Consider the following 20,523-nt stretch of genomic DNA (forward strand, 5'->3'; position numbering starts at 1 on the left):
GTTGATCTATTTAAGGCTTATCAGGAGGTTATCCAGATAAGCCTTTTGTTTTAGGTCATTTTGGGGCATGCATGTGCCCCTCTATCCTGACTTTAGCGGCTTTTCAGCGCTAAACTCTACATCTACCCGCCAACCTTGCTCACTTTCAGCAACCTGATACCCCCAACCATACTGGGCAATCAGTCGTTGCGTAAGCTCTAACCCAAGACCAAAACCAAGATCGTCGCGCTCGTGACCAAGCCCATCATTATGATTGGCAATCACCAGATGGCTGCCTTGCTGCGTGATCTCAACCTGCCCGCTTTGGGTGTGTTGAAAGGCATTACGGATCAAGTTGGTGATCACGATGCGACATAGCCCTTGTGGCAGTTCAATAACATCCTCGTCGACTCTCGTCGTCACCGTGACTGACTTGCCCTCCAGAAGGTAGTGAAGCTCTGACTCAATCTGCTCGATCAAACCGCCGATTGCAACCGGCTGACTCGTCAACATTCTCCCCTCTCGGCGATTCAGCCACAACAAGGTCTCGGTCAGATCCGTCATGGTAAAGCCTGCGCGCTCAATTCTATCCAACACGGCTAATTGCTTTTCAGTCGCGATCTGTTTGCTGATCATTTTGCGCAGCAACTCTGAGTTGGTGCGGGTAACTGCTATCGGGGTACGCAACTCATGGCTGGCATAACCGAGAAAGCGCTGCTCGCGCTCCAAGCTCTGCTGCACTGAGGCCAGGCTTGATTGAACCAAGCTCGCCAAGGTATTGAGTTCACTATAATGAAAGTTAGGGATAGGCTGAGTTAGCTGCTCTTTATCCAGCCCTTTTGCCCAGTCTTTCAATTGCTCGACTGGCGTGGAAATGTTCCGCTGCACCACCATTAGCGCCAGCGCAAACACCACAATCGCAGCGATTCCGGTGAGAATAATATAGAGAAAAGGGGGTACATCCTGGCTAAAAGGATCATCTTCAGCATGATGCAGCACCAAAGAGACATAGCGAACTCCCTTTTCTGTCTCGACTTTCATTAGGAAGTAACCAAACTCTGGCGGGCTTAGAATTGGGGTGCCATCAATCTCCTTGACCAACTCATTCGCGGTTAAGCTTTGCCTATCAAATCTATCGCGGATCACTTGAGGTAGATCCTGCCAAGTGGCAGCAATGGTCATATCATCGATACTGACTGCTTGTTCATTCACTCCAAGCGAAACTTCAATGGCCTGGGAACGAAAAAAACCCTTCATCGCCACATCCATCCCAGAGATAAAATAGTTCACCGCAGTAACGGTCATCACGCTGATAATGCCAATCCCCGTGACCAACATTGCAACTAAAAAATACAGTCGGATACTGGGTCTGATCTTCATTGATTGGCCTCATGCTTAAGCGCAAAACCCTGCCCAGTAATGGTATGAATCAGCTTATCTTGTGCCTCACCATCAATCGCTTTACGCAGATTAAACATATGCACTTTCAGGCTATTACTGTCCGGCTGCTCATCCCCCCACACCGCCTGCATCAGCTTCTCACGCGAGACAGGGCTGGGGCTTTCACGCAGCAGGCACTCAAGCAGCTTGATACCAATCGGCGATAGCTTAACTGGATGGCCAGCGCGCCGCACGCTCTTATCTTTCAAATCCAGCTCAAGGTCAGCAACGGTGAGTTTGGTTACCTCACCGCTGCGACGGCGCGAGAGCACCTGTGCGCGGACGATCAGCTCTTCCATCGCGAAAGGCTTGACCAAATAGTCATCCGCACCTTGGGCAAAGCCGGTGAGCTTATCATCTAAGGTATCGCGCGCCGTGAGCATCAGCACCGGCACATCCATCCCCTGAGCGCGAAGCTTCGCACACACATCTAAACCGCTCATTTTGGGCAGATTGAGATCCAGCACCACCACGTCGTAGCGATTGGACTCGATTAAATGATAACCCGCCACACCATTAGCGGCGTGGTCACATTCGATACCCTCTAGCTCAAGGTAATCAATGATCGCGGTGGCAAGGTCGAGATCATCCTCTACCAGCAGCAATTGTAAGTGCTCTGCCATTGTCCTATTCCCAGATTTAAGGTCACTGTCAGCCCTGCAAAGCTCGTGCAGGGCTTAGTCAGTGTATATCACGCAACGACAGGTTGAGAGTTTTGGCCGAATAAACGCGCCTTTACACGACTTATCAGCACCTTGATGTCATTTTGGATCATCAGCAATGATGGCGTTAGCACCAAGGTGATTACCGTGGCAAACAAGATCCCATAACCCAGTGCCGCCGCGGCGGGGATCAGGAACTGAGCCTGCATTGAGGTCTCACCAAGCAGCGGCGACAGACCGGCAAACGTAGTGATCGAGGTCAGTAGCACCGCACGCAGTCGCCCAGTACAGGCTTGGCTAATGGCGTCTTTCACCGACAGTGACTTATCTTTAACCAACTGATTAAAGCGCGACACCAACAGCAAGCTATCATTGACTACCACACCGCTCAGCGCCAGGATGCCATTGAGCGAGAGAATACTCAGGGTTAAATCATTAAGCCAGTGGCCAAGGATCGCGCCGACAATACCAAATGGGATCGCAACCATAATGATCAATGGCTGAACATATGACTTCAGTGGAATAGCCAACAGTGCAAAGATAGCGATAAGAGCCATGACAAATGTCGACTGCATTGAATCTGTCGACTCTCTCTGCTGCTCCGCTTCCCCTGCAAAATCAATCTTAACCATCGGATAGTCCGTATTCAGCCGCTTAACGATGCTGTTTTGCAAGCTTGCAACCAGCTCATTCGAGGCAATCGTGCTCTGATCAACTGAGGCGGTAATGTACACCGCACGCTGGCTATCAATTCGTGTGATCTCCGAGGGCTGATAGTCCGAATACACGTTCGCCACACTGGTCAATGGCAGCACAGTACCATCCGCTGTGCGCACGCTTGAGGCCTTGATATCCGCGAGAGTTTGACGCGCCTCTTGTGGGTAACGCACCCGTACTTTCACCTCGTCTTTACCACGCTGAAAGCGCTGGACAATATCACCGCCAAACGACTGCAGCACCTGTTGCGCCAGTGAACTCGTGTCCATACCTAAGGCTCTGCCTTGATCGGTGAGTTCAAAACGATACTGCGGCTCACCCAGATCGAGGTTATCATCGATACCACTGACACCCGCAATCATTTGCAGCTCTGCCTTGAGTTTGTTCGCCGCCTCAGTCAGCATCGCTTCATCGTTAGATTTAAGCTCAGCTTTAAACGCATCGACCATCTCTTTCATCGACAGCACTTTGATCTTTTTCGTCCCCTCCATCTGTCCCGACATCGCCAGCCATTGAGCGGCAAAATCATTCGAGCTGTAAGTGGATTCGCTATCGAGCTCGACAGTCACCGAGCCGGACTTATCCTCACTGGCGATCACCTGCAAGCTGCTGATTGCCGACTCATCACCACCAAACTCGGCGCGCAACGCTTTATCAACCTCCAGTGCATTTTGTTCGAGCACCAGTAGATTAGTTTGAGTTTGACCAAAGCTCGCATCGTTATACATACGAATATCCGCCGTGACGGTATCCCCGGCAATCTCAGGGAAAAAGCCCACACGCACCGCGCCAGTCATGGGCATACCGACCACCAAAATAAACAGCGCGACAAAGCCTAAAACCACCGCATAACGGAAGTTTAACGCCTGCTTAATCACTCGCTTGTAGACACGATGATTAAACCATTCAAGTCCACTGTCTGCCCCGTGCTGGATGCGTGCCCACAGGCCCTTTTTTCCACTGGGTTGGGTGTTCACATGCGCGAGGTGCGCAGGCAGGATCAATTTTGACTCCACCAGCGAGAGCAGCAGACAGATCGCCACCACAGAAGCAAACTGAGCATAAATCTGCCCCATCTTACCGTCGACCATGGCAATTGAGACAAACGCCACCACTGTGGTCAATACGCCAAAGATAGTCGGCGCTGCCACCTTATGCGTGCCGACAATCGTGCTCTTAAGCGAGTCACCCTGCTCGCGGCGGGTGGTATAGATACTCTCTCCCACTACCACGGCATCATCAACCACGATCCCAAGCGCCATAATAAAGCCAAAGGTGGTCATCTCATTGATGGTTAAGCCCATAAATGAGTCAGTCATAAAGTACAGCGTACCACAAAACACAAACGGCAGACTGGCCGCAACCCAAAACGCGACTCGGATATTAAGAAACAACGCCAGTACGATAAACACCAAGGCGATACCCGAAAGAGCATTTTTTGCCAGCAGAGAGAGGCGCTCTTTGATCAGCGTGCTTTGGTCATACCAACTGTCAATCTCGACATCATCAGGCAGCGCTGAGCTCATTTTCCAATTCTCAACCACCTGCTCGGCTTGCTCAACAATCGCCACCACATCACTGTACTCATCCATCACAATCTGGATACCGACAGCGTTCTGCTGGTTATAGCGCGAAAGGCTTAAGCTGTCCTCTTCAAAGCCATCACTGACCATCGCCACATCGCCTAAGGTGATTTGGCTGCCATTGGCTGTGGTCATTACAGGAATGGTTTTAAAATCTTCAACCTCATAGGCCTGCTCAGAGACCTTCAAGCGCACGCTCTTTTCTCCATTGCGCAAACTGGTGCCAATGCTGGTTGACGATTCCGCATTGATGGCCTGTGACACATCGCTTAACGTCAGCCCATAGGCTTGCAGCATCGCCTCGTTAACCTCAACCGAGATCATCGGGTCAACCTTGGCCTTGATTTCTAAGTCGCGAATCGCGCTTTGACTGAGCAGATCAGACTTCAACTCTTCGGCAAGCGCCTGCAAAGTTCCGCGGTCGCTATCACCATACAGCTGGATCCATAGCGCGTGGTTTTGCATGCGTGCTTTATCAATCACTGGGTTGTCGGCATCTGCTGGCCAGTTATTGATCGCATCCACCTTGGTTTTGACATCATCAAGCAGCACATCAAGATCGTAGCTGGTCTCTTTCTCAATCGATACCCTGCTCCCCGTCGAGTCTGAGGTCGAGGTGATATGTTTAATACCAGCAACGGTTTCTAGCGCTTCCTCGATTTTTATCGCCAAGCCTTCTTCAGCTTGAATCGGATCGCCGCTATCGTAGGAAACCGACACCGTTACTACATCAGGCTCGAGGCTTGGAAACGCCTCTTTGCGCAGATCATTAATCGAGAATAGACCGACCAATATAACCCCAATCATCAGCAAGTTTGCCGCCACGGAGTTTTGCGCAAACCAAGCAATAATGCCCGACTTGTAGCTGTTATCTTGCTTATGCATATTAACCCTCTCCTGCTGCTGTCTTGGCCTGATTCACTGCGACAGTAGATAAATCATCAGACATAACTGGTGTCACTCTCATCCCCGGTTTAAAGCTGCTGAGGGGACGTTTGACCACCTGAGCACTACCCGATGCCTGTGTTGGTTCAATATAGATAGACTCTTGGCGCTCGAACACGGCATTCGCTGCGCTTTTTGCCAGCACACCCTGCTCATCGACAGTCCACACCTCGCCTTGTTGCGATAGTGCTGATGCAGGTAACTGCCACAAGCCCTGCACCTCGGCGCCCTCGATCCTCGCCTCAATAAACGTACCCGGGAAGAGAGGCTGCACCTGCTCAAGTGGCTTATCGACCACTAATACAATCGAGCGCTGACGCGTATCTTGCGCAACATACTGAAAGCTATGTTCAATCTGTGCCTGCCACTCATAATTGCCGCTGCTATCGGTAAGCAGCGCAGTCCACTGCTCTACAGGTTGCGCGGGTAGGTTTGCCCACTGCGCATCCGAGAGCGGAATCTCAATCTCAACTCGGTCGATACTATAGAGCATCGCCACACTCGAGCCTGCATTAAGATAACTGCCTGGCTGGACATCACGACTCACCACCACACCATCAAATGGCGCATGAATCTGGGTTTTATCTAGGTCGTTTTGCGCTTTTTGCAGCGCTTTTTGCGCGTTCTCCAGCTTGGCTTTTGCACTTGCCAGTTGAGGCTCACGCAGGACCAAAGGTGAGCTTGGCTCACCATTCAGGCCCGAACGTTGCCACTCCGAGCGTGCCTGCTCCCCCTGGCGCTGCTCTTCCAGTAGCTCTTGCTTTGCCATCGCCAGTTCGTATTGTGCTGAGGCTAGGGCCTGTTCATAGGTCGTTGCATCTAACTTGGCGAGTAGCTCACCCTGCTTAACTGTTTTGCCCGCTTCAAACGTCTCGGCGAGCCACTCAACTCGCCCACTCACCTCACTGGTGTAAGCCAGCTCAAAACGCGGGCGCGTTTCACCAAAACCCACGACTTGAGCGCGATAAGTCGCACTTTGCGTTGGCTGCACCTCAACTTGGATCAAGCTCGGTTGTCCACCAGCGCCCTGTCTTGCCATTGGCGCTTTTTGGGCATCGGCAATCTGCTGTGAGTTGTATCCAGCCACCGCGAAAATAGAGCCTGCCGCCGCGAGCGTGATCGCAAAGGTGATGGCATTTTTTTTGATTGATGATTTCATGTCACTCATTCCTATCAGCGTTTTCTTATCAACGTTAGATTCCTAGACCTAACGCCAGGCCTAAATCAATTCGGTTTAACAGTCGTTGGTATGTGGTACTCGCCAGTTGCGCCTCAACGTCGTATTGCTGCTGCTGAACGGTAAGCAAATCGAAGATGTCCACCAGCCCTTGGCGATATTTCTCTTCATAGCTAACACTGCTGCGCTTCGCGCTACTCAGTGCATCAATAAGGTGCGCCTGCTGACTGGCCAATGCGCTCTCAAGGCCAATTGCATCTTCGACCTCGTTGACTGCGTTTAACAGGGTTTCTTGGTAGGCCCAATAGCTTTGCTCAGCGGTTAGCTCAGCGATCTCTGCACTGGCTTTAAGCTTGCCGCCTTGAAACAAAGGCGCGGACACCGACCCAAGCGCGCTCCAAAGCGGATTGGTAAACAGCGCCTCACTTGGCGTTTGCGCCATATCTTGCAAGCTGGCCGAGAGGCTAAAAGACGGCAGCATGGCTTTATAGGCCGCCTCAGTTCTTAGGCTCTCCGCCTCAATGCGATAAAAGGCTTGGCGCAAGTCCGGCCGCCCCGAGAGATCTTGCAGTGACATTGAATCGAGCGGGTTAAGCACCTCAGGAAAATGCTCAGAGGTTGAGATTTCAGCCCAATCGGCACGCCACTCGCCGGTCAAGAGCACTAACGCGCGCTGGCTTTGAGCAAGGTTTTCTTGGTACTGAGCAAGCGTCGCACGGCTGGATGCGGTATTGGTTTTGGCATTATCCAGCTCTTCCAGCGTACCCAAACCCACTTGATAACGCTCAAGCACCAGTGTTTGGTTATTCTCTAAGATCGCTTGTCGGCGCTGCTCAATCTCTAACAGCTGTTGATTTACGCTGATCTCTAACCAGCCGCGCATCATATTAGCAGCCAGCAAATCACTGGCACTTTGCAGGCTCATAGACGTCGCTGCCACGTCTTTCTCTGCTGCGGCGCTGCTATCAGCCAAACGCTGCCACAAATCAAGCTCCCAGCTGACGGTGACATCGGCGGTGTAATTGTCACTCGAGTCTTCAGCGTACTGACCGGTGAAGCCTGCATTAATGTTGGGTAGTTGATCTGCGCTACTGATCCCTTGTTGGGCATACGCGATTTTGAGCGCGACAAGACTCTGCTGTAAGCTCGGACTGTGCTCAAACGCGGACGCTAGATACTGTGAAAGCTCTGGGATGTCTATCAGATCAGTAAGTTGATTTGGCGTCGAGCCTAAGCGCTCTGCGCCAGCTTGCTGGTACTGCTCGACTAGTTGCTCTATCGAGTTGGTTTGGCTCGTGTTTGCTTGGGCTGCGAAATCGCTCTCCCCTGTTGATGCACACCCCAAAAGGCCACTCATCATCAAAGCAATCACTGAATATCGAAACGTCATTGGTGCTCTCTCCCACTAAGTTGCGGGTAGGATAAACAAGGGAGGGTTAAGGCAGGGTTAAAGGGTCATAGAGCCCAATTATAGATAAAAAAAACGGCAGCTTATTTCTATTAAGCTACCGTTTTCGCATTGACTTTAGTTTGTATTACTTCTTGTAAGTGTGTGTTTTAGACAAAAACCACAAAACAAACGAGCCAAGAATGCTTGCCGTCGTCACCATATTCACAAAGTCGCCTAACTTAGCATAACGACTGCCAAAGTATTGCTGGCCTATCGAAAACAGCACAAAGGCTGCGAGTGCGATACAAACACGATGAAGTGTTTTTGTCGGCACTGCATTCGGGGTTGCATAAGAGTAATATACACAGCGCAAACCAGAGACAACAAAAAGGACAAACATCAACGAGATAAACACCCGTTCGTAAGGAAAAACAAACCCATGTTGCAACAACCAGAAGAAGTCCGGATGGAACTCGAAGGTTTTAAAATCAACGTACGTGTACATTTCAGCAAACACCCCGCCAAAGTACTTGGTGAACCCCCAAAGTACCGCAGCGTAGGCTAAGAAAAAGAAAAATCGAAAAGAAGTTGTCACTATTTTCTCCAAAAAATATTTAATAGTTGAGCTTGCTGACATGTTGACCCGCTTGGGTTAACTTGTGAGTAGCCTGCTCTAATTGTGTTTCACTGTGATTTTGCTCATTTTGACAAAGGCGAAGCGATTTCTGATAAGCTTCGCTGAGCTCCTCACCCATGTGTGATGCACTCTCAACACGCTGTAATGATTGTGACTGTTCATCAATCAAATCACGCATTTGGTTGAACTCTTGGCTGCGCACATCACTATGCTCTAAATAAAGTTCAACCTGCCGGTTAAATTCATCAAAAGCCTGTTGGGCTGGCTCAACATTGCGCTGCATAACCCCGCGGCAAGCTTCGTCTTTCCATTGGCTCGCTAGCGTTTCACTATGTTCTTTATAAGCTAAGAGCATGCGAGAAAGGGTCTGTTGTCGATCGCTCAGATCGATATGTGCGCGATAGTAATAATCCGGGTCAAAAGTAAACTGCATTACACCCCCACAAAAATAGGTTGATCGAACGCATTAAGTAGCTCGGTTTTTTCCACAATTGCATGGGTTAAATTATGCATCTGATAGACTAAATCTGAGCGCGATTGCTCAACGCCACGCATTGCTACTTGAGCATTGTCATTCACACCATTTAAACGTGTAGTACATGCAAGTTGACGTTCCACACACTCCTCCATGACGTCCAGTAAACCATCAATCTCAGCCAGCACAGCGGCTTTTTGATTCAACACCGTACTCGCCCCCTTGCCATATGACATCGCAACTTCAGCAATTCGTACGCTATCTGAGCCTATTTTGAGCGCTGATCTGCAGTCATTAATCGCACATTCACTACCCGCTTTTTGCCGCTCAGCTTGCGAAAGATCTGCTAAAGCACTATCCAATTCCGCCTGGCAGTTCGTCACTTCGATATACGCGGCATCGCGCACTGCTCGTGCTGATTCCAAAGCCGCCAGTTCAGCGGTTGCAGGGTTAGGTACGCTGCGATAGGTAGTATTACCTTGACTGTCCTTACCACTAGGCACTGATATTGTTTGGCTACGAGCCGCGCTATATGCACTCTGACAACTACTCACCTGCGCCTCTGCCGCACTTAGTCTCCCTTGTGCTGTACTTAACGCTCTTCTTGCATTAGCAACCCAGTTATTTGCCCGCGCTACCCACGCACAAGAAAGATCATACTGACGACACCACTCATTGAGTTCTGCATTAATCGCATTAACCTGAGCTTCAGTTTTGTCGAGCAACTTTGCATTGGTGTTTAGCACAGTTCGGATTTGTTGATCTTGTTTCTCTTGTTCGTAAAGACGACGCTTTTGATCTCCTTGTAGAGTTTCAAAGAAGTGTCTAGAAGCCAAATAGTCATTACTCAACCGTTGGCTATGTTCAACACCTAATACCTCGGTATATTGAGTATCGTTGACCATATCGTCAGCATTAGCAGCGTAATAGTGTCCCTGAAATCCATATTCATCCAATAATGAAATAAGCCATCTAGGTTGCATCAATCACCTCTTCTGAATAAGGGCTTTCACCACCAAACTCGTGCTGTTCAGTGGATGAGCGCAGTGACTGCTGTTGCGCAGCACTTATCGCGAGGATATTCTCGAAACTGACTTTGTAGCGTTCAATGCTGCCACTCAGCTGACGGTAAGCCTGCTCTGTTTCCTCTGCGCCAAGCCCGACATAATGCTCCACCAGTCCTTGCCAAGCCGACTGCAATAGTTTCTCCGCCTCGACAACCTTATCCAAGGTCTTATATAAATCGCTATCAAATTGCTCGGCAGCAGCCAGCCGTTGTTGATCATTCATACAAGTAAGTCCTTAGGATACGCAGCCTTGTTTTTAATCCATCGCTGATCGCTGGACCGGTAAGCTTTAAGATCTCGTTATGGGCTTTTTCTAAATCTTGCAGCACCTCTTTCAGCCTAGCTTTAGAACTACTGTCAAACAGCCCATCAGCCCCTTCAAGCTGGTGCATCACACGCTTATTTTGCATTTGAACGACTTCCAAGAAATCGTCCAAATTTTTAACAAAGTGTTGCAAAGCATGCTCTACATCATTCATAGACATACGTTATGACTCCCACGCTCCAATCATGTTGCTCAGTACATCAAGCTCTTGCTGCTGAACATCAACATTGCTAAAGCAATACGGTTTAAACTTCACTGGCTTATTCAATGTCTGGTTGACGTACAGAGCATAAACAGGAATCTTCGTTACCTGCTGCAAGGTTGCTGCGTGACGCGATTTAATCAACGCAAAGCTATCATCCTCAGACATCTGCAAAACGACTTTGTGCTTGAAGAGGTCAATGTCTTTGCGTTCAAACGCTTTGGTTAAAGAGCGCACGTTGTCAAACGACATAATCAGGTGAATGCCATACTCGGCGCCGCCTTCAAGTAGGTTGCGAATTATACTTCCTGCTTCAGCATGCTCTTTCACACCAAAGCGCCCACTCTGCTGCTGTAACTCATTAACTCGCTGAGCATCACTCACCATCACGTAAATCGATGGTTGTGACAACATCTGCTCCTCATCCATAGTTCGACGACGCTCAAACTCATCGGCGATGTTTTGGAGGTGCTGATCAAAAGCGCTAAATTGTTCGCAGTAGTGGACCTGACCATTGACACACGTGTTAGCAGCTCGAGACAAAATCCCATTCCATGGAGAGCCCTTGATACTGCGGTCGAGTAGATAGAGTGCAAAGTCGTGTGCATCATGATTGATATTGATTTGAGCCAGAATGTTACTCAGCATACCAAGGCGAGGTTCATTGGAATCTCCAACAAACAGCATGTGTTCATTCGGTCGACGACGGAACGTCACGTTTGCTTGACCGTGGATATTCATTTCACGCCCCAGCCAGAATGCGCATGGCTTCTCTACTGGGTACCACTCTTCATCGCCTAAACCGGCAAGGTGCTGTGGACGATTTGCGACATTCATCCGCTCTTGATCGCTTGGACGCTGAGTGAATGTCTTGAATAGGTAGTTCAATTGAGGGTTATCAACCAAGCTTGGTTGTCCAGTTCCATCCAGCAAGATAGAGCGATGCTCACCTGCAAGTTCCTGCTCTAATTTCCACTTCGCAGCCAACTCATCAATAAGAGAAGTGCGTAACTCATCAGAAAGGTAGGTGACTCGACCTGCTCGGTTTTTATCATCATTCGCGGCCGAGTCATTGATAACTACCTGGCCCGCTTCTTTACATGCACGTAGCAAGCGTTTGCCGTTTGGACCAAACTCTTGCAAAGCCGTCACATCGGCATCGCTCATCTGCATGCCGACACGCAGGTGAATATTACCAAAGATGCTTTGCTGGTTCTGCATACCCGCAACACCAAAGCGCTGGGAACCTACAAACATATGTACACCTGCACTACGGCCCTGTGTCGCCAACTTGTCCATCAGATCAGAACCAACGCCGTCACGATCATCTTCAAATAGCGTCTGATATTCATCGACGACCAGCAAGAGACGTGGTAACGGCCCGTCTGGAGAACCTGCCAAGCGATAATCACGCAAATTGTCAAAGCCAAGGCGTTTGAACAGCTCATTGCGGCGAATCATCTCGTCGACAAGTTCACTCAACACACTGCGAGAGAGATCAGGAGAGGTATTCAAAGACACAACTTTGGCATGCGGTAGCGTCGGGTAACACTTAAATTCTACCCCTTGCTTACCATCAATGAGATAGAGTTGCAGCTCATCAGGGCTATAGGTACACGCCAAACCTAAAATCATTGCATGATACAAGTTCGATTTACCAGCACCTGTCATCGCACCTAACATACCGTGGGCACATATCTGGCGACCATTACTCTCACCAAACCAAAGCTCAAGATCGTCTTTCTTCGCGCCCGAGCCGCCAATCGCTACTCGAATCTCGTAGTCAGACTTTCCCTTCCACCATGACGCCGAATCCGTATCAGTAACATCGGTAAATTCAAGCTTGCTTTCTTTTGGCTTCACTTTTGCGACGGTATCTAAAATAGTGTTGATCGTTTCGTCACTAAGCTCTTTCGCTGACAAACGCGATACAGTACTACCTGGAACGAGTTGTCGGCTAGAAGGTGTGCCAATGTCAGTCAAGCGATCGAATGTATCCATCGACACACCACTAGGAAGCTCTACTGACATATTCCGCTGGATAACAACATATTTACCCGCTGAAGGCCCCGCGTTGGCGATTTTAGCTAACAATTCAATTGAGCGACGATCATAGCCTTTAGGGAAATTAGCTGCAAAAATGAACTCAAACTTCTCATTACCACGGATGTCTTCGTCAACGTCTTGTAGACGTTTTGTTCGGTTATCGAGATAGTTTTCCTTAATCCGCTTGATATCGTTCAACACCTCATCAAGCACATTGGCCACTTCATGAGTTAGCGGACGCTTGAAAGGAATCTGCTTAAAGTATGGAAAGCTCTCACCCATCCGTGCAGGGTCGAGTAAGCAAAACTGTGATACGTTGGGCAGCATCATATTGAGTCGCATAATCATGTTATGCATTAGATAAAGACTCGACTCCTGATCGTTCTCACTGACCTCGTAGAAGAAGCAATTGTCTGATGACATAAAGTCATGAGACAAAGGAATGGTGATACTCTCATTACCTACAACGAGTGATTGGTAACCAGTCGTTATCGAGTCAGGGTTGATTAACGTATCAAATTTAAAGTTGGTGAAATTAAATTGATTAAGATTTGGCTTGAAAATCGGTGCTACCTGCCTCGAGGCAGCCAAGATCGCTTTATAATGCACATCCTTTGCGTTCAACGACTCTTTTTTTGACTCTGTAAGAAGTTGTTTTACTCGATTAACAAACTTTGCATAAGCACCCTGGGCTTCAATGACATCGCCATGGATATGACTTAACGAACGTGTTGTTGAGTTGAGAAAACTATAGTAATCCTGCTTAGCACTCTCTTGATGTTTACCGCTCATAACGTGCGCCCCCTAAGCAAATTGAACAAAAAAATGAAAAAAGAAAGCACCCATCGCTAAACTAGCCGCAAGTGTAGCCAAAACCCCTTTGCGCTGGCCTAACTTTTGCGCCTGTAGTTTGGCATCAAGCTCAACTGCCCTAGCATAAGTCTCTTCGTGACGATCTAGCTTTTGTTCAAAGTCAGAGATAGATCGAGCTGAAACATTCAGACGCTTAAACGCCTCTCTCTCCGCCTTAAGTAAATCGACCGCCTGTGAATTGAAAACTGAGTAAAACCGGTGATCAATCTTGCTAGGATCTATAAGTTTAATCTCATCGATATGCTCAACGGCAATTGGCATTTTTTTACTAAGGGAAACTAACTGATGCCTATACTGAGAAGAATTATCTGGTGTTATTTCTTCTTGAGGGATTGATAAATGTTTGAGCTGTTCATAACGCTCTACTAACTCTGCGCATGTACTCTCAGCATAATCTATTAGATTAATTAATGAGCGTTCTCTATCTATATGATTCCTGATGCCTTCGGCGTGATCATTAATCACATTGTAAAGTGCACCTAATGAAGCCTGTTCATTTTTTTTCGGTGGTAACATGTTATTCCTAGCCAAATGTTAATACATAATGATTTTAAGCGACCAAAGAGTAAATCATCAACATATTACAATCAACCACCATTTATTTAGATATTTGCCCTAATACAACTAACACTCAAGATCAATAATTTTCGACTTACTATCTGTACTGTACGGCGATGCCCATCAATCTTAAATGTTAAAAAAGCGTACCCCCTACTAAAACATCAATAGAAGGCCCTTATTTATAACAACACCCCCCTATAAAATACGTTTCTAAGGTGATTTTCTCGATCAGAATAGATGAGACATGCTTCCAATAAAAATCGACAAAGTGGATATAAAACAATCAATGCGGTCGCTTTTTGATCGATTATTTTTATAAAAAACAGAATTTTAGCAATAACACATTTTCTTACAAAATGAATAACCGTATTGCGTTTGGATTGTTAACTTTGTTATGTTAGCTTAGTGTCAAATATATCGATTCTATCTAGGGATGATAATAAAACCAAAGAAGCACGCATTATTGGTGCTAGATTTGGTTTGATTTATCGAATTATTTTCCAGTGAAACCTAACAAAAAATTCACAACCTGCGCTTTAATCTTTGCTGCGCTATGTACCGGTACAAGCGTCGCGAGTACTTTAGCTACAAGATTCCTCTCTATTGAAGCGGAAAATAAGCAGATAGCGTTTGAGCAAGCCCAACTAGACTTAATTCGACAAATTTTTAGTCAAGTAAGCTCTGAAACGGTATCCCGCTGTCAAACCATTGCAAACCAAACCCAGTGTATATTTGAAGATAATTCTACGATCTCATCGATCCCGGTTGAAATTAGTCATTTAAACCTCGATTCTACTCAATGTGAGGCTGATCGCTGTCAGTATCATTTCTCGGTTGATATGCAGGCATGGCACCAACAGCTTAATGCCCAACTCACTACCAGCATTGATACATTCAACCATCTGGTAACTGATAACAACGCCTCTTGGGATGGTTTCTTGCGCATGGAAAAAGCGCGGGATGAACTTGCCCAAAGTAAATATCGAGCGACTATCTTATCTTCGATTGCACCGCGCCAATCGGCATCACTCATTAGTGACTATAACCAAAGTGAAGTTCGTATCAATGAGCTGATTAGTCAAACTCCAATCCGAATATTAACTGCGGGTGATCCTTTATCTCAGCAGTTGGCCAATGCCCTAACGAGCAAGTTTATTGTTGACCAAGACATCGGTCTGCCAATTTATGTCGAAACGCAAATGAGACAAGGCACCAGCAACAACCGAATTGTGGTCGAAAAGCAAGTTCGCCTAAGGCTCTTAGACCCGAAAAATCTTTCTCACGTTGTCCAGCAACTTGAGTTTAGTGAACAAACCATTGCACATGACATGGTGACTGCCAAAGAGTTGGCTAGACAAAATATTTTGGCAAAAGTAAATCAACACACCTTCTACGAGCTGTTTTTAGGTAGGAAATAATAATGAAATTAAAAACTGGACTGGCTTTGAGTGCATTAGTGCTCGCAGGCTGTGCTTCCCCCACCACTGAGCAAATCGCCTTTGAGAAGCGTCAGCTTATGCTCACCGACCTCATGGGTCAGTGCGAGGAAATGGGGACTGACTTCACCAGTATTCGACGTGGCTTTGACAATATTTCTCGTGCCATGGTGTCGCTACAGCGCCGTCAGTGCCGTGTCGCTGAGCAGCTCAATATCACGCAACGAGAATACGCAGATATCGCAGGCTTTATCCACTATAACCGAGGACTGAGTGGTGAAGAGTTTGACGCGGAGATAGAGCGGTTCGATTCGAGTGTTGATAAGTCTGAGCAAATCCGACCGAAGATCGAAGTGTACCAACTGGCGCTGCGTCGAATCATGAACGAAAACGAGGAGCTCACCGCTGACTTGCTCGGTTTTTCAGCAGAGTTAGGCCTACTTGTATGGGATGAGCCGATGGTACTGCTTCCGATCAGCACCAAAGCTGGCACGGCATTCGATGAAATGCGCGCGCGCAAATCTTTGATCGAGTTTGCCAATAACATGATTCAGCTCGACCAAGCCACCCTAGATCAAATCGAAGCCTACGACAACCACATCAAACAGAAGGTCCAATCATAATGCGTTTCCAAACAACTATCGCACTGTTCGGTCTACTCTCACTCGCTGGGTGTAACTCTACCCCGCCGCCTTCACAGACCGTTTCGAAAACCAATCAAGCCACCTCAAGCTCGAATGTGATCGTGGGTAAATCAGCGCATGATTTCTCGGACGCGGATATTCAAGTGCCAGCATACTTCAACACTCAAGGCCTGCAATTTTGCTCCTACGAAACAGTGGAAACCGATTCTCGCTGTCCACTGGCGCGTAAAACCATCCGCATTCACTTTAATGACGTGAATACCCAGCTCAATGACAGCGTAAAGCAGAGCTCTGGCAAAGTGTTTGATGAGCTGCATAGCAGCGTCAATGCCTACAACGTTGATAGCCTGATTACCGCGCTGGAAAATCAGTTTGCCGGAGTAAATCGCTTTCGCATTATCACGGCTGATAGTGACGCGGTGAATCAGTCACTTGAGCGCATCCTTGCAGAAGAAGGCGCAGCGCAAGTTGCCGAGCGCAATAGTCAACGTGCTGCGGTATCGACGGATTATGTTATGACGGTCGATGTCACTAAATCAGCGGATCTGATGTTTGGTGCTGAACAATCTTTGTTTCACGCCTCGATGGATATGAGCACTGGCTTTGTCGACCCTTACACCCGTGAGCGTTTGAGCTACCCAAATATCGGTCGTACCACTACCTCTAACTTTGACACGCGTAACAAGAAGGACTTTGCCACCATCATTGTTAACGGTAATTACTACCGCGGTTTCAACTATACCAGTGCTCAAGATGTGAGTGGTGTCATGGCCGATATGGCAACGCGTGGCTTTGATGTGATGTTGAGCCGTCTGCTGACAGAAATGCCGGCAACCTCGCAAGTCATGGGGATTCGCGGTAACCAGATCTCACTGGATCGTGGTCAGAATGCAGGTATTTTGCCAAACGAAACCATGGTCATTTTTGAGTACTCAGCAGGTTTTGTGGAGCCAATTGGTGTCGCATCCGTCACCCCAAGTATGCAAAGCGCGCAAGGCACGATGGTCCGCTGGAAAAACGGTAACATCTCTAACGGCATCAAGAACGAAGCTCAAAATGGTATCTACCAACCAGACCGCAATCGTCAACTATTCGCAGTCAGCGTAGGTGTGCCTCAACAATTCCTACAAGAAAGAAGTACATGGACAAACTAATTTCGAAGTCATTGATGAGCAGCTTTGCGATGCTGCTCATCGCGGCTCCCGTGGCTCAAGCAGAAGGGATCCGCTTTGAGCAACATGCACGACAAGGCTCTCTCCTGGAGCAAGGTTGTGCATGGGGACGTGGTGCTCAAGCCATTGAAGACGCTAAAGCGGATGCGATCAACTCACTTAAGCACTTCTTACGATCTCCTTCCGCCAAGCAGCTAACTGCGGGTGATTTTGATCAGTTTATTCGTGTATTTGATGACAATACGCGCCAGCGGATCACCTCCGCATTCGATCAAGGTCATATCACCCCTGAATACTCCGACCCATTTTTGCGTGGTAGTGATACCTGTATCGATGCCACAGTGACGAATGACGCAATCAGTCAGATTGATAGCGGTTCAATCGTTTGGGGAGAGAGCAGCTCTCAGTCAACCCTCGTCATGGGCAACAGCGCTAATGCAAGTCACATAAGTGGCGGAGCTGAACGTCAAGCACTGTTCGATGCGATTGCAAAAGGAATCGCCAGTACATTCAATTGGGCAGTGTCGGCTGAGCAGCTTGAACTGATGGGCACCAATGACAACCGCATGGTTGTCGCGGTTCGTCAAACTGGCCAAGCCACTCGTATTGTCCTTCTAGAACAGTGGCAGCAGCTTGATAGCAATCCCCAAGCTGACGGTAATGTTAACGCGACCTTTAATCTTGCGTTTAGCCAACCGAGTACTGAGAAGAAAACGCAAATTGTGCGCACTCATCTAGCCCAGCCTGCTGTATTTATTGAAACAGACGACAAACGCCTAAGCGACAAAATGCATCACTTGCTTAGCCAACGTGGCGAACGTGTGGTCATGGACGTTAATCAGGCTGCAATTATCGTCAAGATCGATTCAAACTACCCGGAGTCAATCACCGGACAGCAACTAAGCTTTACCGTCGATACGCAGGACCTCTCGGGGCAACGATTTAGCCATTGGCAAAACGATGCGTCATTGATTGCACTAGGCGCATCGTCAGCCTCAAAGCAGCAGCTGGCCAACACCCATTTTGCTCATTCTCAGGCACAAAAAGAAATCGAAGCTCTGCTTGATGACACCATGCTTAAGCTCTTCGATCTCGGCGGCCCTCAAATTAAGGTTTACTTTCAGCCAAGTAAGGTTGGCAACGAAGCACAGCTGACAAGCTTGATGAGTGTTATCGACAATGTGCGCAATGTAAGCGTTAAACAAGTGGATAACTTTGTGGTTGTGACGCTGCGCTATCCACAGTCCGCCACTCAACTGGCGCGATACCTAACACCAACGCTAGAAATGCACCAACCCGATCACGCTGCCCGGGTTGAGATTGTGCATGACTACCATATTGTTGTGGAGTAACAATGAAATACACCAAATTGAGTCTGCTAATGATAGCGTTGAGCTTGTCTCATTCGCCCGCTCTACTCGCGACGCCAGGTATTGAGTCTGAAGAGTTCGAGAAATGGTATCAGCAGCAGCAGCAAGAATTTGAGCTGTGGTATATGGAGCAACTCTCCGCCTTTAACCAATGGCAGATCGACAACTTTGACCTGCTCGACAATGAGGTGCACCAGCAACTCAATCGCTGGGGTGAAGCCAACTTTGATTCTGGCAAGACGGTAGTTCTCTTCGACCAAAACCAAGAAACCAAACTGGTGGTTGATTTAGAGAGAAACAGTGTCTCCCTTTCTCACTTATCGGGGACCTCCGGCGAGCACACAGATATGCAGGCTATGCGTCAACGTATGCAGGCGATGCTTGAGGAGAACCAAGATATTCTTCGAGAGCTTGGTATGGAAGAGCTGCCTCAAATCGATACAGCGGCAATTAATACTCGAGTACCACAAGTCAACACCGACCAGCAAGCGGCGCTCAAAAAGCAGATCCGCGCTCAAACGGAGCGACAGATGATCGAGATGAGCCGCTTTGCCGATACGATGTCACAAGCTGAGCCCTCGCCACGCATGACTACCTTCACTCAGCAGCAGCAACAGGCACTCAAAGCCAACGAGCAAGCGCGACTTGAAGCCGTTCAGTCACAGGCGACACAAGCGAATATCAGCTTTCAACGTGTGTCCAACCGTGTCTATGACTTTGAAGCACCCCTGCCGAATAACTCGGTTGCGGCGCGAGCAGAGCGTTATCAGCCGCTGATTAAAATGGAGAGTCAAAAGCAAAATGCCGACGAAGCACTGTTAATGGCAATTACTCACACAGAGTCACACTTTAACCCTAAAGCAAAATCGCCCGTGCCGGCTTACGGCTTGATGCAAGTGGTACCACAAACTGCTGGTCACGATGTAAATCGCCTAGTACGCAAAATTGACCAGCCTATGGCCCCAGAAGAGCTGTATGACGTGCGCACCAATATCGAAACCGGCACGGCTTATATCCAAATCCTTGATCGCCGCTATCTGCGTCAGGTTACCGATCCAATGAGTCGCCGCTGGTGCGTGATTGCTGCCTACAATACCGGCTCTGGCAACGTTGCCCGTGCCTTTGGTCATCGTACCATGGGCGGCGCGGCACCGACTATCAATAGCATGACACCAGAGCAAGTTTATCAACACCTGGTTGAACACTTGCCGTACGAAGAGACGCGTAATTACCTGCCTAAAGTGCGCAACAAGATGACCCGTTACGCTCAACAACAAAATCAAAACTCCATATAGAGAACAACGATGAAAAAAATAACTCTTTCGATAGCAATGGCCTTAGCTGTTAGTGGCTGTTCTTCAACACCAGACTGGGTATTCACACCGGATAAAAACCAGGAGCAAGGGATCTGGGAATCGGCTTGTGTTGCCGATACTGGCAACTTCACCACCGATCGCAATCATGCCGCCCACCAGGCACGCGTCAATATTGCGCGCGCATTAGATACCTCGATTGTCGCCCTAGAACAATCACGTCAATCTACTGACTCTGATGACAATACCTACTCATCAGTCTCAGAGCAAACAACATCGACGCTGCTTAAACACAGCCAACTTAGAGAGTCAGCCCTGGTTGAAATTAATAAGCAAAAGCAATTTTGTGTTCTTATCGAATTGTCGGAATCACAGCTAGGCAATGTGATTGAAGAGTTAGCAGATAATAACCTTATTGATCCAATGGATCGCTCTGCCATGTATGAAGAGTTCAAAAAACAGCAACAGCTAGAACGCCTTTCAAGCACCCTTTAATTAAATTAACAATA

18 protein-coding genes are annotated in these 20,523 nt (G+C 48.1%); 6 read left to right on the plus strand and 12 right to left on the minus strand.

Annotated elements, in window-relative coordinates; all coding sequences use genetic code 11:
• Positions 1 to 81 precede the first annotated feature (81 nt).
• The 12 genes from ACSTTG_RS19815 to ACSTTG_RS19870 form a co-directional block, all read right to left on the minus strand.
• Positions 82 to 1,359, minus strand: coding sequence for a sensor histidine kinase (locus ACSTTG_RS19815; protein WP_438475945.1), 1,278 nt, complete (start codon positions 1,357 to 1,359; stop codon positions 82 to 84).
• A complete protein-coding gene (locus ACSTTG_RS19820) occupies positions 1,356 to 2,042 on the minus strand; it encodes a response regulator transcription factor (RefSeq protein ID WP_438475946.1) in 687 nt (228 codons plus the stop codon). Before ACSTTG_RS19820 ends, ACSTTG_RS19815 begins: the two co-directional genes overlap by 4 nt.
• Before the next feature lie 68 nt (positions 2,043 to 2,110).
• A complete protein-coding gene (locus ACSTTG_RS19825) occupies positions 2,111 to 5,266 on the minus strand; it encodes an efflux RND transporter permease subunit (RefSeq protein WP_438475948.1) in 3,156 nt (1,051 codons plus the stop codon).
• Position 5,267: 1 nt separating this feature from the next.
• Positions 5,268 to 6,473: an efflux RND transporter periplasmic adaptor subunit gene (locus ACSTTG_RS19830; protein WP_438475983.1), complete on the minus strand. Its 1,206-nt coding sequence runs from the start codon at positions 6,471 to 6,473 to the stop codon at positions 5,268 to 5,270.
• Positions 6,474 to 6,519: 46 nt separating this feature from the next.
• Entirely contained in the window at positions 6,520 to 7,893 is a 1,374-nt protein-coding gene (locus tag ACSTTG_RS19835; protein WP_438475949.1) for a TolC family protein, read from the minus strand.
• 145 nt (positions 7,894 to 8,038) lie between these two features.
• Complete coding sequence (locus ACSTTG_RS19840; RefSeq protein ID WP_438475950.1) at positions 8,039 to 8,488, minus strand: hypothetical protein; 450 nt, start codon at positions 8,486 to 8,488, stop codon at positions 8,039 to 8,041.
• 19 nt (positions 8,489 to 8,507) lie between these two features.
• The gene (locus tag ACSTTG_RS19845) at positions 8,508 to 8,963 is read right to left on the minus strand and encodes a hypothetical protein (protein WP_438475951.1); all 456 of its coding nucleotides are present in this window, start codon (positions 8,961 to 8,963) and stop codon (positions 8,508 to 8,510) included.
• The gene (locus tag ACSTTG_RS19850; RefSeq protein ID WP_438475952.1) at positions 8,963 to 9,988 is read right to left on the minus strand and encodes a hypothetical protein; all 1,026 of its coding nucleotides are present in this window, start codon (positions 9,986 to 9,988) and stop codon (positions 8,963 to 8,965) included. Before ACSTTG_RS19850 ends, ACSTTG_RS19845 begins: the two co-directional genes overlap by 1 nt.
• Positions 9,978 to 10,295 (minus strand): hypothetical protein, encoded by a 318-nt coding sequence (locus ACSTTG_RS19855; RefSeq protein WP_438475953.1) that lies wholly within the window; start codon positions 10,293 to 10,295, stop codon positions 9,978 to 9,980. Before ACSTTG_RS19855 ends, ACSTTG_RS19850 begins: the two co-directional genes overlap by 11 nt.
• Positions 10,288 to 10,557, minus strand: a complete 270-nt coding sequence (locus tag ACSTTG_RS19860) for a hypothetical protein (protein ID WP_438475954.1) — start codon at positions 10,555 to 10,557, stop codon at positions 10,288 to 10,290. The genes ACSTTG_RS19855 and ACSTTG_RS19860 overlap by 8 nt, the downstream gene beginning before the upstream one ends.
• 3 nt (positions 10,558 to 10,560) lie before the next feature.
• Positions 10,561 to 13,437, minus strand: a complete 2,877-nt coding sequence (locus ACSTTG_RS19865; protein ID WP_438475955.1) for an FtsK/SpoIIIE domain-containing protein — start codon at positions 13,435 to 13,437, stop codon at positions 10,561 to 10,563.
• Between the two features lie 12 nt (positions 13,438 to 13,449).
• The gene (locus tag ACSTTG_RS19870; protein WP_438457165.1) at positions 13,450 to 14,034 is read right to left on the minus strand and encodes a hypothetical protein; all 585 of its coding nucleotides are present in this window, start codon (positions 14,032 to 14,034) and stop codon (positions 13,450 to 13,452) included.
• Positions 14,035 to 14,582: 548 nt separating this feature from the next.
• Between ACSTTG_RS19870 and ACSTTG_RS19875 the strand changes: the two genes are divergently transcribed.
• From ACSTTG_RS19875 to ACSTTG_RS19900, 6 genes are read left to right on the plus strand one after another with little or no spacing between them, the layout of a single operon-like run.
• Complete coding sequence (locus ACSTTG_RS19875) at positions 14,583 to 15,497, plus strand: hypothetical protein (RefSeq protein ID WP_438475956.1); 915 nt, start codon at positions 14,583 to 14,585, stop codon at positions 15,495 to 15,497.
• A gap of 2 nt (positions 15,498 to 15,499) precedes the next feature.
• Positions 15,500 to 16,138 carry a putative periplasmic lipoprotein gene (locus tag ACSTTG_RS19880; RefSeq protein WP_438457163.1) on the plus strand — a complete coding sequence of 213 codons (639 nt, stop codon included), beginning with the start codon at positions 15,500 to 15,502 and terminating at the stop codon, positions 16,136 to 16,138.
• Positions 16,138 to 17,313, plus strand: a complete 1,176-nt coding sequence (locus ACSTTG_RS19885; RefSeq protein ID WP_438457162.1) for a hypothetical protein — start codon at positions 16,138 to 16,140, stop codon at positions 17,311 to 17,313. Before ACSTTG_RS19880 ends, ACSTTG_RS19885 begins: the two co-directional genes overlap by 1 nt.
• On the plus strand, positions 17,301 to 18,683 hold the full coding sequence (locus tag ACSTTG_RS19890; protein WP_438475957.1) for a hypothetical protein: 1,383 nt from the start codon (positions 17,301 to 17,303) through the stop codon (positions 18,681 to 18,683). The genes ACSTTG_RS19885 and ACSTTG_RS19890 overlap by 13 nt, the downstream gene beginning before the upstream one ends.
• Positions 18,684 to 18,685: 2 nt before the next feature.
• The gene (locus ACSTTG_RS19895) at positions 18,686 to 19,996 is read left to right on the plus strand and encodes a transglycosylase SLT domain-containing protein (protein ID WP_438475958.1); all 1,311 of its coding nucleotides are present in this window, start codon (positions 18,686 to 18,688) and stop codon (positions 19,994 to 19,996) included.
• 9 nt (positions 19,997 to 20,005) lie between these two features.
• The gene (locus tag ACSTTG_RS19900) at positions 20,006 to 20,509 is read left to right on the plus strand and encodes an outer membrane protein assembly factor BamD (protein ID WP_438475959.1); all 504 of its coding nucleotides are present in this window, start codon (positions 20,006 to 20,008) and stop codon (positions 20,507 to 20,509) included.
• The last annotated feature ends 14 nt before the right edge of the window (positions 20,510 to 20,523 follow it).

This window comes from Vibrio glycogenivorans (assembly GCF_051660965.1).
Classification (GTDB): Bacteria; Pseudomonadota; Gammaproteobacteria; order Enterobacterales; family Vibrionaceae; genus Vibrio.